This is a genomic window from Streptomyces sp. NTH33, assembly GCF_003236365.1.
In the GTDB taxonomy this organism is placed as follows: domain Bacteria; phylum Actinomycetota; class Actinomycetes; order Streptomycetales; family Streptomycetaceae; genus Streptomyces.
This window is the reverse complement of the sequence record NZ_POTZ01000186.1, coordinates 1-12575: the sequence shown is the minus strand read 5'-3', so window position 1 is coordinate 12575 and position 12575 is coordinate 1. Positions and strand designations below refer to the sequence as shown.

Annotated in this window: 12 protein-coding genes; 9 read left to right on the top strand and 3 right to left on the bottom strand. The window is 68.9% G+C overall.

Annotated features, from left to right (window positions below; translation table 11 throughout):
* Positions 1-132: 132 nt before the first annotated feature.
* The gene (locus C1I97_RS18825; RefSeq protein WP_111004379.1) at positions 133-693 is read right to left on the bottom strand and encodes an NADAR family protein; all 561 of its coding nucleotides are present in this window, start codon (positions 691-693) and stop codon (positions 133-135) included.
* 210 nt (positions 694-903) lie between these two features.
* Between C1I97_RS18825 and C1I97_RS18820 the strand changes: the two genes are divergently transcribed.
* The 7 genes from C1I97_RS18820 to C1I97_RS18790 all read left to right on the top strand — a co-directional run bounded on the left by C1I97_RS18820 (position 904) and on the right by C1I97_RS18790 (position 9448).
* The gene (locus tag C1I97_RS18820) at positions 904-2439 is read left to right on the top strand and encodes a gamma-aminobutyraldehyde dehydrogenase (protein ID WP_111004378.1); all 1536 of its coding nucleotides are present in this window, start codon (positions 904-906) and stop codon (positions 2437-2439) included.
* Between the two features lie 51 nt (positions 2440-2490).
* Entirely contained in the window at positions 2491-3738 is a 1248-nt protein-coding gene (locus tag C1I97_RS18815) for an ABC transporter substrate-binding protein (protein ID WP_111004377.1), read from the top strand.
* On the top strand, positions 3735-4901 hold the full coding sequence (locus C1I97_RS18810; protein WP_111004376.1) for an ABC transporter ATP-binding protein: 1167 nt from the start codon (positions 3735-3737) through the stop codon (positions 4899-4901). The genes C1I97_RS18815 and C1I97_RS18810 overlap by 4 nt, the downstream gene beginning before the upstream one ends.
* A complete protein-coding gene (locus tag C1I97_RS18805) occupies positions 4901-5830 on the top strand; it encodes an ABC transporter permease (RefSeq protein ID WP_111004375.1) in 930 nt (309 codons plus the stop codon). Before C1I97_RS18810 ends, C1I97_RS18805 begins: the two co-directional genes overlap by 1 nt.
* Positions 5831-6631 (top strand): ABC transporter permease, encoded by an 801-nt coding sequence (locus C1I97_RS18800; protein ID WP_111004374.1) that lies wholly within the window; start codon positions 5831-5833, stop codon positions 6629-6631.
* A 60-nt stretch (positions 6632-6691) separates the two neighbouring features.
* The gene (locus C1I97_RS18795) at positions 6692-8119 is read left to right on the top strand and encodes an NAD(P)/FAD-dependent oxidoreductase (protein WP_111004373.1); all 1428 of its coding nucleotides are present in this window, start codon (positions 6692-6694) and stop codon (positions 8117-8119) included.
* Between the two features lie 282 nt (positions 8120-8401).
* A complete protein-coding gene (locus C1I97_RS18790) occupies positions 8402-9448 on the top strand; it encodes a VanZ family protein (RefSeq protein WP_111004372.1) in 1047 nt (348 codons plus the stop codon).
* Here the strand turns inward: C1I97_RS18790 and C1I97_RS18785 are convergent.
* Positions 9402-10016: a phosphatase PAP2 family protein gene (locus tag C1I97_RS18785; RefSeq protein ID WP_309147806.1), complete on the bottom strand. Its 615-nt coding sequence runs from the start codon at positions 10014-10016 to the stop codon at positions 9402-9404. The genes C1I97_RS18790 and C1I97_RS18785 overlap by 47 nt on opposite strands.
* Positions 10017-10284: 268 nt before the next feature.
* On the opposite strand from C1I97_RS18785, the gene C1I97_RS41565 reads away from it, so the two are divergent.
* On the top strand, positions 10285-10872 hold the full coding sequence (locus tag C1I97_RS41565; protein WP_258382631.1) for a hypothetical protein: 588 nt from the start codon (positions 10285-10287) through the stop codon (positions 10870-10872).
* A 610-nt stretch (positions 10873-11482) separates the two neighbouring features.
* Positions 11483-11926, top strand: a complete 444-nt coding sequence (locus tag C1I97_RS18775; RefSeq protein ID WP_111004370.1) for a hypothetical protein — start codon at positions 11483-11485, stop codon at positions 11924-11926.
* A gap of 189 nt (positions 11927-12115) precedes the next feature.
* Here C1I97_RS18775 and C1I97_RS18770 read toward each other — a convergent pair.
* A partial coding sequence (locus tag C1I97_RS18770; RefSeq protein ID WP_111004369.1) for an ATP-binding protein occupies positions 12116-12575 on the bottom strand: 460 nt, incomplete at its 5' end.

Here is a 12575-nt window from a genome sequence, read left to right as displayed (position 1 = left end):
GTCCTGTGCGACCTGTGCCGTGCCGTGCGGGCTCGCCCCCATAGCCCCACGTCCCAGGCTCAGGTGCGCGTCGCCCAGACCTCCGCGGCCTCTCCGCGGCCCCCCGCGCCCAGCGCACCGCCGCCGGAGGCGCTACGCCCCCGCTCGCAGCCGGCGCCGGGCCTCCATCAGGGCGAAGCCCAGCAGGTTCGGGCCGCGCCAGCGTTCCGGGTCGGTCGCGGCCTCGCCGGTCGCGGCCAGGCCGATGCCCCACACGCGGTCCACCGGGCTGGCCTCCACCAGTACCCGGTCGTTGGTGGCCAGCAGGAAGTCCCGCAGCTCGGGGTGCGCGGTGAACTTGTGGACGCTGCCCTCCACCACGATCCGGAACCGCTCCCGCTCCCACTTCCGCTCGTCGAAGTCCCGCACGAGCCGCCCCGCCTTCTTGGCCTCGGCCGGGTGCCGCGCGGCCAGCACCCGCCGCTCCGCCTCCGTGTCGGCGAAGAGCCGGGCCTTGCCGGCCATCATCCAGTGCTCGGCGGTCGCGTACGGCACACCGTCCACCACGAACGGTGACGGCCACCACTGGCTCAGACAGCTCGCGCCCACCCGGCCGTCCGGGCGGGGCCGGTGGCCCCAGAAGTGCAGGTACTTGACCGGTCTCCCGGCACGGACCGCCCTGACCAGGGATTCCCTGGAATCGATCTCCCCCATGCACGCGAGTGTGGCACGCGCCACTGACACTCCGTCCCTCCTTTTCCGCGCCGACTCGACACCTGGTCGACAGATTCCGTCGCGTAACCAAAAGGCAACAACGGAATCACTTGTTGGAGTCCCTCGATTCTGTCAGGATCGGCACTCAAATCGAGCTGGAGCTACGCCACCCGCCCTCGGCAACGAGGGGCGACGGCGGAGGAGAGCGACATGCACAACCCTGGCAGTGCCACCCCGGACCGATTTCCGGCGCAGGACCGTTTCGCGGACGGCGCGCAGTACATCGCCGGCAGGCTGACCAAGGGAACCTCGGGCCGCACCCACGCGGTCGTCGACCCGGCCACCGGGGAGGAGGTCCACACCTACGAACTGGCCGGCCCCGACGAGGTCGACGCCGCGGTCGCCGCCGCACGCGAGGCGTTCCCGGGCTGGGCGGGCGCCACCCCCGGCGACCGCTCGGACGCGCTGCACCGCTTCGCCGAGGTGCTCGCCGACCGGGCGGAGGACTTCGCCCGGGCCGAGTCCCTCCAGTGCGGCAAGCCCCTGAAGCTGACCCGCGAGTTCGACGTACCCGGCACGATCGACAACGCCGCCTTCTTCGCGGGCGCCGCCCGGCACCTGCAGGGCCAGTCGGCCGGCGAGTACTCCGGCGACCACACCTCCTACGTCCGCCGCGAGCCCATCGGGGTCGTCGGCTCCATCGCGCCCTGGAACTACCCCCTGCAGATGGCCGCCTGGAAGGTCCTCCCGGCCATCGCCGCGGGCAACACCATCGTCCTCAAGCCCGCCGAGCTGACCCCGCTGACCTCGCTGTTGTTCGCGCAGGCCGCCACGGAGGCGGGCATCCCGGACGGCGTCATCAACATCGTCACCGGCACCGGCAAGGAGGCCGGCGAGCACCTGGTCGGCCACCCCGACGTGGCCATGGTCTCCTTCACCGGTTCCACCGCCGTCGGCAAGCGGGTCGCCGAGATCGCCACCGCGAGCGTCAAGCGCCTGCACCTGGAGCTCGGCGGCAAGGCCCCCTTCGTGGTCTTCGACGACGCCGACCTGGAGGCCGCCGTCAACGGCGCGGTCGCCGGCGCGCTCATCAACACCGGACAGGACTGCACGGCCGCCACGCGCGCGTACGTGCAGCGCCCCCTGTACGAGGAGTTCGTCGCGCGGACGGCCGCCCTGATGGAGACCGTCCGGCTGGGCGACCCCTTCGCCTCCGGCACCGACCTCGGCCCGCTGATCTCGCACGTCCACCGCGACCGCGTCGCCGGGTTCGTCGACCGGGCGCGCGCCTACGCGCGTGTGGTCACCGGCGGCGAGGCCCCCCAGGGCGAGCTGAAGAACGGGGCGTACTACCGCCCCACCCTCATCGCCGACGCCGCGCAGGACAGCGAGATCGTCCAGTCGGAGATCTTCGGTCCGGTGCTGGTCGTCCTGCCGTTCGACAGTGACGACGAGGGGATCCGGCTGGCCAACGACACCGCGTACGGTCTGGCCGCATCGGCGTGGAGCCGGGACGTCTACCGGGCCAACCGCGCCACGCGGGAGATCAAGGCGGGGTGCGTGTGGGTCAACGACCACATCCCGATCATCAGCGAGATGCCGCACGGCGGCTACAAGCAGTCCGGCTTCGGCAAGGACATGTCCTCGTACTCGTTCGAGGAATACACGCAGATCAAGCACGTCATGTTCGACAACACCGCGGTGGCCCGCAAGGACTGGCACCGCACCATCTTCGGGGACCGATAGCAACGATCCTGGCCCGTGAGCAGGCCATCTTCCCGAAAGGGCACCACGCGCATGGAGCAGTACGAGCCCGACCGCCTCACCTCGGCCCGGACGGCCGCCTCGCGGCGCAGCGCCCGAGGCGGCCGGGCCCCCCTCAGCCGCCGCTCGCTGCTGCGCGCCTCCGCCGGCGGCGCGCTGACGGTCGGCGGCCTCGGGGCGCTGAGCGCCTGCGGGATCCCCGCGGCCGGCCAGACCCAGGGCGGCACCTCCGCCGAGGACCACTCGGCCAAGGAGAAGACCGTCAACTTCTCCAACTGGCCCGTGTACATCGACGTCGACGAGAGCGGCAAGAAGCACCCCACGCTCGACGCGTTCACCCGGCAGACCGGCATCACGGTCAAGTACAACGAGGACATCAACGACAACAACGAGTTCTTCGGCAAGATCAAGCCGCAGCTCGCCTCCGGCCAGGACACCGGCCGGGACGTCATGGTCCTCACCGACTGGCTGGCCGCCCGGATGATCCGGCTGGGCTGGGTGGAGAAGCTGGACCCGGCGAACCTGCCGCACGCCTTCGCCAACCTGTCCGAGCAGTTCCGCGGCCCGGACTGGGATCCGGGGCGCGCCTACTCCTACCCGTACCAGGGTGTCTCGAACGTCATCGCCTACAACAAGAAGGCACTCGACGGCATCGAGGTGAAGTCGATCTCCGACATGCTGGACAACCCCAAACTCAAGGGCCGGGTCGCCTTCCTGTCGGAGATGCGCGACACCATGGGCATGACGCTGATCGACATGGGCAAGGACCCGGCGAAGTTCACCGACGACGACTACGACGCGGCGATCGCCCGCCTGCAGAAGGCCGTCGACAAGGGCCAGATCCGCCGCTTCACCGGCAACGACTACACGTCCGACCTGGCCAAGGGCGACGTCGCCGTGTGCCTCGCCTGGGGCGGTGACATCGTCCAGCTCCAGTCGGACAGCGCCGACGTCGACTACATCCTTCCGGAAGCCGGATTCACGACGGCCACCGACAACCTGCTCATACCTCGTGGGGCCCGCCACAAGGCGAACGCCGAGCGGTTGATCGACTTCTACTACCAGCCGGAGCAGGCCGCCCAGCTCGTCTCCTACACAGCCTTCATCAGTCCCGTCGACGGGGCACGGGAGGAGCTGGCCAAGATCGACAAATCGGCGGCGGAGAACCCGCTGATCTTCCCCACCAAGGACATGGTGGCCAGGTCCCACTCCTTCCGCGCCCTGAGCGACAAGGAAGAAGCGGCCTACGAAGCGAAGTTCGCGAAGCTCACAGGGACGTGACGACGATGAAGACGACGAACGACAACGGCGGCGACGTCCGCCTCTCGCAGATCAGCAAGAGCTACGGCAGCTTCACCGCCGTGCACCCGCTGGACCTGACCGTGCCGCAGGGCTCCTTCTTCGCCCTGCTCGGCGCCTCCGGCTGCGGCAAGACCACCACCCTGCGCATGATCGCCGGCCTGGAGGAGCCCTCGCACGGCACCGTCCACCTCGGCGACCAGGACGTGACGCACCTGCCGCCGTACAAACGCCCGGTCAACACGGTCTTCCAGTCCTACGCCCTCTTCCCGCACCTCGACATCTTCGAGAACGTCGCCTTCGGCCTGCGCCGGCGCGGCATCAAGAGCGTGAAGAAACAGGTCGAGGAGATGCTGGACCTGGTGCAGCTGGGCGAGCAGGCCCGCAAGAAGCCGCACCAGCTCTCCGGCGGCCAGCAGCAGCGCGTCGCGGTCGCCCGCGCCCTGATCAACCACCCCAAGGTGCTGCTGCTCGACGAGCCGCTCGGCGCCCTGGACCTGAAGCTGCGCCGCCAGATGCAGCTGGAGCTCAAGCGCATCCAGACCGAGGTCGGCATCACCTTCATCCACGTCACGCACGACCAGGAGGAGGCCATGACCATGGCCGACACCGTCGCCGTGATGAACGCCGGCCGCGTCGAGCAGCTCGGCTCGCCCGCCGACCTCTACGAGAACCCGAAGACCACGTTCGTCGCGAACTTCCTCGGCACCTCCAACCTGATCGAGGCCGAGGTCGACACCAGGAGCGGCGACGAGATCGTCCTGAAGGCGGGCGGCTGCAAGCTCTCCCTGCCCCAGGCGCGGTGCTCGGCCCCGGCGACGACCGGCGGCAAGATGCTCGTCGGCGTCCGCCCGGAGAAGATCTCCCTCACCCACGCCGACGACGCGGGCCGGATCCCCGAGGGCCGCAACCGCATCACCGGCAGGATCGCCGACTCCAGTTTCATCGGCGTCTCCACGCAGTACGTGATCGACAGCCCGGCCTGCCCCGAGTTCGAGGTCTACGCCCAGAACATCGACCGCGACGCCCGCCTGGTGCCCGGCGCCGAGGTCGTCCTGCACTGGAACCCCGCCCACACCTTCGGCCTGGACGCAGCCCAGGACATCGACGCGGGCGTGGAGACTGTGGAGGAGGAAGCCGCCTGATGGCCGCCGTCACCCAGGCGCCCGCCCCGCCGGCGCCCGCCGCACCCCGGCAGAAACCACCGCGCAAGCGGGGCCGCCTCACGCCGTACTGGCTGCTGCTGCCCGGCATCCTGTGGCTGGTGGTCTTCTTCGCCCTGCCGATGATCTACCAGGCCTCCACCTCCGTGCAGACGGGCTCCCTGGAGGAGGGTTACAAGGTCACCTGGCACTTCGTGACCTACTGGGACGCGCTGTCCGAGTACTGGCCGCAGTTCCTCCGCTCGGTCCTCTACGCGGCCTCCGCGACGATCCTGTGCCTGCTGCTCGGCTACCCGCTCGCCTATCTGCTCGCCTTCCGCGCGGGCCGCTGGCGCAACCTGCTCCTGATTCTGGTGATCGCGCCGTTCTTCACCAGCTTCCTGATCCGCACCCTGGCCTGGAAGACGATCCTCGCGGACGGCGGCCCGCTCGTCGGCGCCCTCAACGCGCTGCACGTCCTGGACGTCACCAGCTGGCTCGGCTGGACCTCCGGCGACCGTGTGCTGGCCACCCCGCTCGCGGTGGTGTGCGGTCTGACGTACAACTTCCTGCCGTTCATGATCCTGCCGCTGTACACCTCGCTGGAGCGCATCGACCCGCGGCTGCACGAGGCGGCGGGCGACCTGTACGCCAGGCCCGTCACCACCTTCCGCAGGGTCACCTTCCCGCTGTCGATGCCGGGCGTGGTCTCCGGCACGCTGCTGACCTTCATCCCCGCCGCCGGCGACTACGTCAACGCCGACCTGCTCGGATCCACCGACACCCGCATGGTCGGCAACGTCATCCAGACGCAGTTCCTGCGGATCCTCGACTACCCGACGGCCGCGGCCCTGTCCTTCATCCTCATGGCCGCGATCCTCGCCATGGTCACCGTCTACATCCGCAAGTCCGGCACGGAGGATCTGGTTTAAATGGCCTTCGTCAACTGGCTCAAGCGCCACCTCGTCGTCATCGCCGGACTGCTGACGCTCGGCTACCTGCTCCTGCCGAACATCGTCGTCACGGTGTTCTCCTTCAACAAACCGAAGGGCCGCTTCAACTACCAGTGGCAGGAGTTCTCCACGGACGCCTGGAAGGACCCGTGCGGCGTCGCCGACATGTGCGGATCGCTGGGGCTCAGCCTCCAGATCGCCCTCTGGGCGACCCTCGGCGCCACCGCCCTCGGCACGATGATCGCCTTCGCGCTGGTCCGCTACCGCTTCCGCGGCCGCGGCCCCGTGAACTCGCTGATCTTCCTGCCGATGGCGATGCCCGAGGTGGTCATGGCGGCCTCGCTGCTCACCCTCTTCCTCAACATGGGTGCTCAGCTCGGCTTCTGGACCATCCTGATCGCGCACATCATGTTCTGCCTCAGCTTCGTCGTCGTCGCCGTCAAGGCGCGCGTGATGTCGATGGACCCGAGGCTGGAGCAGGCCGCGCAGGACCTGTACGCCGGACCGTTCCAGACGTTCGTCCGCGTCACCCTGCCGATCGCGGCGCCCGGAATCGCGGCGGGCGCGCTGCTCGCCTTCGCGCTCTCCTTCGACGACTTCATCATCACCAACTTCAACGCCGGCTCGACCGTCACCTTCCCCATGTTCGTCTGGGGCGCGGCGCAGCGCGGCACCCCCGTCCAGATCAACGTCATCGGGACGGCCATGTTCATCATCGCCGTACTGTTCGTGGTGGCCGGCATGGTCATCAGCAATCGCCGCGCCCGGCAGAAGGCGTAAGAAGGCATGGAACGCCGCCTCGCCGGAACAGCGGAACGAATCCTGTAGGGAGTTGAAATCATGGCCCCCAGTGCCATGAGCCGTGAAAACAAGTGGACCAAGTCTCTCTCCGAGGCCCAGCCGGTCCCGTACTGGCTGGACGACCCCGGCAGGCCCCGCCCGGAGCCCGCGCTCACCGGGGTCGAGAGCTGCGACCTGCTGGTCGTGGGCGGCGGTTACAGCGGACTGTGGACCGCGCTGATCGCCAAGGAGCGCGACCCCGGCACGGATGTGGTGCTGGTGGAGGGCCGCGAGGTGGGCTGGGCCGCCTCCGGCCGAAACGGCGGCTTCTGCGCCGCCTCCCTCACCCACGGCCTGGCCAACGGGCTCACCCGCTGGCCGGAGGAGATCCACAAGCTGGAGGAGCTGGGCGCCCGCAACCTCGACGCCATCGAGGAGACGGTCGCCCGCCACTCCATCGACTGCGAGTTTGAGCGCACCGGCGAAATCGACGTCGCCACCGAGCCGCACCAGGCCTGGGAACTGAAGGAGTGGTACGCGGAGCTGGAGCAGAAGGGGCTCGCCGGGGGCATCGAGTTCCTCGACCGGGAGGCGGTGCGCGAACAGGTCGCCTCCCCGACCTTCGAGGCCGCCCTGTGGGACCGCCGGGGCACCGCCATGCTGCACCCGGCCAAGCTCGCCTGGGGCCTGAAGCAGGCGTGCGTGCGACTCGGCGTGCGCATCTACGAGCGCACCCCCGCCCTGACCCTGAAGCCGTACGGCGCCGGCATGGCCGTGCGCACGCCCTACGGCCGGATCAGGGCCCGCCGGGTCGCGCTCGGCACCAACGTCTTCCCCAGCCTGGTCAGGCGGGTCCGCTCCTACACCGTCCCGGTCTACGACTACGCCCTGATGACCGAGCCGCTCAGCGCCGAGCAGATGGCGTCGATCGGTTGGAAGGACCGCCAGGGCCTCAGCGACTCGGCGAACCAGTTCCACTACTTCCGCCTCTCCGCGGACAACCGGATCCTGTGGGGCGGCTACGACGCGATCTACCCCTGGGGCGGCCGGGTGCGCGCCGAGTACGACGACCGTCCGGAGACGTACGCCAAGCTCGCCGGCCACTTCTTCACCTGCTTCCCGCAGTTGGAGGGCGTCCGCTTCACGCACGCCTGGGGCGGGGCGATCGACACCTGCTCGCGCTTCTCGGCCTTCTTCGGCACCGCCCACCAGGGCAAGGTGGCGTACGCGGCCGGCTACACGGGCCTGGGCGTGGGCGCGACCCGCTTCGGCGCCGAGGTGATGCTCGACCTGCTGGCGGGGGAGCGCACCGAGCGCACGGAGCTGGAGATGGTCCGCAAGAAGCCCCTGCCCTTCCCGCCCGAGCCGTTCGCCTGGACCGGCATCGCCCTCACCAAGTGGTCCCTGGCCCGCGCCGACGCCAACGGCGGCCACCGCAACCTGTGGCTGCGCACGATGGACCGCCTGGGCCTGGGCTTCGACAGCTGAGGCACGAAGGAAGACCTCCCTTTCCCGTGGACGCACCGGTCGCGAGAGAGGGAGGTCTTCTCATGCCCGCGCGAAGACGACAGCCACCTGGCCTGCCCGGCGCACTCGGCTGCACTTCGCCGGACGTCCTGACCCGTGTCTTCGACCAACTCGTGCCGTTTGCCGCCGACTTGGGGACGAGCGCATGGGGGGCAACCGCGTTTCCGGCAACTCCAGCGACCAACATGCCTCTGGCGCATCCCGGTTGCCTTGCCGTTTCCATGACCGGGTGAGAGAGAAGACATGATCGAAGCGTCGATCGGCGCGTTGAGCAACCTGATCCCCGTATTCGCTGTCGCGTCGATCCTGGTTGCCGCCCCTGTGTGCCTCCTGACAAGGGCGAAGCAGAAGCCGGTCATCGCCACCACCTTGTGGTCCGTCTCCTTGGTGGGGGTACTGGCTGTCACTCTGACGCCAGGAGGAGTCGGAATCGTGGAAAGCGGTACCGTCTGCTACCTGGGCCCGTCCCTGACCGGCCTGCTGTCCACGACTCCCGGCAAGCTGAACGTTCTGCTCTTCGTCCCCGTCTGCTTCTTCGGGGTCTGCGCCTTCCGTCGGCCTCTCGGTGTTTTCGTGGGCGGGTTGCTCCTGACCGCGGGGGTCGAACTGCTGCAGAGTCTGCTCCCGCTCGGACGGTCGTGCACCTACTCCGACCTGGCGGCAAACGCCCTTGGCTGCGGAATCGGCGTACTGTGCGGAGTCGCCTGGCAAGCGTTCAAGAAACGGAAGCCTTTGTTCGGCCTGCGCGACGTGTGGCAGAGCGGTCTGGCTCTGGTAATCGGCGGAGCCGCCGTCTCCGCCATATTCCATTTCGGTGTCACGCCGGTGTATGGGGGTCAGGAGGCCGTGGGTGCGACTGCCGCACAGGAGGAGTGGGCCCGATCCGTGGCGGCCCAGGTGTACGGAGCAGACGCCGACGTAGTGCAGGTGCAGCAGCGAGAGGTCATGCCAGGTTTTCCGGGAAAACTGGACGTCACGACAGACAAAGGCAGTCTCATTCTCCTGTGGCCCGACCGGAAGATCCAGAAAGCCTTCTCGATGAACGACAAGGATGACGCCGGAACGCTCAGTCCCGGGGAGTCCAGGAAGTACGCGGAAAAGTTCGCGGAGAAGTGGTACGCGGACGAAATCGAAGGAAGCGAAGTCACCTTCGGTCCGCTGGCGAAGGGGAAGGCGCCCTACGTTCTCAGCTATCGAAGAATGGCGATGAGCATCGACATCACGGTGACCTCGTCGGGCCGGATCACGGACGTCGACGCCCAACTCGTCGAGGACTCGAAGAGCTCCTGAGTCCGAGCAACCTGATCAGCAGCCACAGCGCGGAGAGCAGGACGGATGCCAGGCACCAGCTGGCCACGACATCCAGGGGCCAGTGGTAGCCGCGCCGCACGAGCCCGTACGACACACCGAGCACGAGGGCGGCGCAGACGGTGACGAGGACGCGGCGGGCGGTGGCCGTGCGCAGCCAGGGCAGGAGCACGAGTGCCGCGGCACCGTAGGCGACGGCGGCGGTGGCCGTGTGCCCGGAGGGGAAGTAACCGGTCCCTGGCGGCACGGCCGCCGTGCCGTGCCGGGCCGTCCACTCCTTGAACGGCACGACGAGCACCGGCACCAGCACCATCGACACGGCCGCCCCGAGAGGCCCCAGCCACCACCGGCCCGCACCCGCGGAACGGCCCCGCCAGGCCACACCCAACAGCACGGCCGCCAACAACGGAACCGCGACCCGCACGTTCCCGAGATCGGCGAGCAGCTCGGAGACCTGGTCCGGGTGCAACAGGGCGCGACTGATCTGCTGGTCCGTACGCAGCAGCGGACCGTTGACGACGACCTGCCAGGTGATCAGGGAGAAGAACACGGCCGAAAACCCGACAAGGCCGACGAGAAGGAAGAAGATCCGCCCCGGCCATTCCGGTCCGGGGCACCTTCCCTCCCGCCGGGCAGGCGCATGCTCGCGGTCCTGGCTTCGCGGAGTCGACACGGTACACAGGATCGCAGGTCCAGCCGTCCTGACGGGTACCGAGACCCTTGTCCGGCGACGAGGTCGGCGAGCTCGGTCACTTGCCCAGGCTCTCGCTGCGGAGAACTGCCGCGACGGTTCCTGCGGGCCGTGCCAGTGTGAGGGCGTGACAAAGATCGAGACGGCAGATGTGTGTGCGGCCGGACGCCCCGGTGGGGGTGGGAGTCTCTATGCGTACCGGGTGCGGGGGCTCGGCCGCAGCGGGGTAGTCCTGTGGATCGGTGGCAGGGGCGACGAACCCGATCAGGTGCTGGCTTTGCCGGAAGCTGATCGACGGCAGGTGCCGGTGTTCACGACCGTTCGGCAGGCGCGGGTGTATGTGAGCCGGCGGGGGTGGAGGCTGGATACTTCTGAGGCCGACACGCTGGAGCTCACCCGTGTCCAGCATTGGCTGGAGAATCCGGTGCGCCGGCACGTCCCCCCGGGGGCGGTGCTGGAGGCGTGGAATTTCTTCGAGGATCTGGCCCGGGGGCTCGGCGGAGTCCACCGGCTGCCCCGGCAGAAAGCGGTGCACAACAGCGCCTACGAGAAGTTGTTCGGAGGCGAGTGCGCCGCATGGGCTCCCGACGAGCAACGAGCGGTACTGGAACTGATCACGGCCGGGGTGGAGCTGTGGAACTCCTGCCCAGTGGTCGTGAAGCCCTGTTCGAGTACCGTCCTGAACAGAGGGCGGGGCACTCCCCGAGGATGGTGATCCAGGTGTCGGTCGGCTCGCTGAGGTGTTTTCACGCAGCCTTGGCCGGCTGGTCTTCGGTCCGGCCCGGTTGTTGCGTGGGCGCATGCAGGCGTTGACGGCTGCGTTCCGCCCGTCGTGGCTGCGGTGGCAGATGGCCCACGACCGACGCGGACGCCTCACCGACCCGGTAGTGACCAAGGTCCGCTCCTACGCGCCAGGTGGGGCAAGGGATCAAGGCGCCGGAATCCGCGGACGGGGACGGTCGGCTTCGCCGGATCGAGTGTTCGACCCGTCTCAGCAGGGTACTTCGCGGGCTGCTGCTTCCCCGGAGATCGCCACGGCCCTCGGACCGGAGTGCGAGGGGCTTGGTCGGCCTGCATCACGTCGTGGGGCACGATCCCTCGGCGCACGGCCAGGAGGCACCTACCTCTCTGAAAAGTGTGAGCATCTCGGCCTCCAGTGTTCACATGCTGCTCGTTTGAGTGCGTGAGTGACATTCACCTGCCGGGTGCTCACCTTTTCAGCGGGATGGGTGCCGTGAGCCCCCTCCCGGGAGCTCGTGCAAGCCCTACGTCTCCAAGGGCAAGCTCTGGATCGTCAAGGGCGGCAAACCAGTGAGGAGCAACGCATGAAGAGCGTCTTCGATCGCAGGGTCGTGCCGGTCCTGCTGCTCGCGCAGATCGTGTACATCGGGCTGCTGGAGTTCGCGTTCGCCTTTCTGGTGCCCGACACCGGGGAGTTGGATCACGCCGAGTCCGGTAGTGCCGGACTGCTGGGGTACGGGGTGCTCGTGACCACAGTCCTGATCGTCGTGGCGGGTGGGGCCGTACTACTGGCGTCCACCCGGGTGAGTGCCTCAGTGCCCCGTGTCTTGCGGATGGGATGGCTCATCCTGCTCGGAATCCTCGAGACGGGCATCGCCGTCGTCTTCATCCACTCGGCCGTCACCGGATCCCTCGGTCCTGACACGCTGATCGCGGGTGCGGCCGTCGTGGTGAGCGGCTGTGTCGGGGCCGGGTGCGTCATGGGAGCCGCTGCCTGTCTGCGTGGCGCTCGGCACGCGTTGCCGTAATGCGTTGGCGGAGACCTGCCCGCCGGGGCGGGCCTCTGCCGAGCCCGCGGACTCCGGGTTCGGTGCGGCAGTGGTACCGAGGCGCCGCACCTGATCAACGGCCCGGGCGCGGGGTGTATTCGGTAATCGGTCCACCTCGTACCCGGCGGGCCGGCACAGACAGAGCGCCGACTTTGCAGGCAGGGCCCGTTACGCCCCTCTGGTGACCGGTCCTCCGATGGACGGGCTTTCGGCTCCCGCTCCGTACGCCGTAGTCCCCTCCCTCGGCAAGCTCGCCCACATGCGGGTGCCCCCGCCCGGTTCGTGGGAGTCGCCGAAGCCCCAGGAGCCGTAGCAGGCGCGGCAGACGCGGGCGAGGAGGCGGAGACAGGCGTGGCGGCGGATGTCGCAGGCCGTGGCGAGGTGGGGCTGGGTGTGGCGGGGATGGCTGTCGTAGGCGATCAGGCGGAGGGCGCCGGATCGGTAGCGCAGGGAGAGGCAGTAGTTCGCGGACTCGGTGAACCGGCAAGCAGTTGCGGTCAGTTCGCCCACGGCCTGGAGGGCCGGGTCCAGCATGTCGGACAGGCCGTGCATCCCGAGGACCTGCCTGGTCGCCGCCCTCGCGAAGGACGGGCTGGCGAGCGACGCGGGGAGCGTGAAGCTGTAGGCC

Coding starts and splice junctions, on each gene's coding strand:
- C1I97_RS18825 (WP_111004379.1), bottom strand. CDS start 693: ATGGGGGAGATCGATTCCAGGGAATCCCTGGTCAGGGCGGTCCGTGCC.
- C1I97_RS18820 (WP_111004378.1), top strand. CDS start 904: ATGCACAACCCTGGCAGTGCCACCCCGGACCGATTTCCGGCGCAGGAC.
- C1I97_RS18815 (WP_111004377.1), top strand. CDS start 2,491: ATGGAGCAGTACGAGCCCGACCGCCTCACCTCGGCCCGGACGGCCGCC.
- C1I97_RS18805 (WP_111004375.1), top strand. CDS start 4,901: ATGGCCGCCGTCACCCAGGCGCCCGCCCCGCCGGCGCCCGCCGCACCC.
- C1I97_RS18800 (WP_111004374.1), top strand. CDS start 5,831: ATGGCCTTCGTCAACTGGCTCAAGCGCCACCTCGTCGTCATCGCCGGA.
- C1I97_RS18795 (WP_111004373.1), top strand. CDS start 6,692: ATGGCCCCCAGTGCCATGAGCCGTGAAAACAAGTGGACCAAGTCTCTC.
- C1I97_RS18790 (WP_111004372.1), top strand. CDS start 8,402: ATGATCGAAGCGTCGATCGGCGCGTTGAGCAACCTGATCCCCGTATTC.
- C1I97_RS18775 (WP_111004370.1), top strand. CDS start 11,483: ATGAAGAGCGTCTTCGATCGCAGGGTCGTGCCGGTCCTGCTGCTCGCG.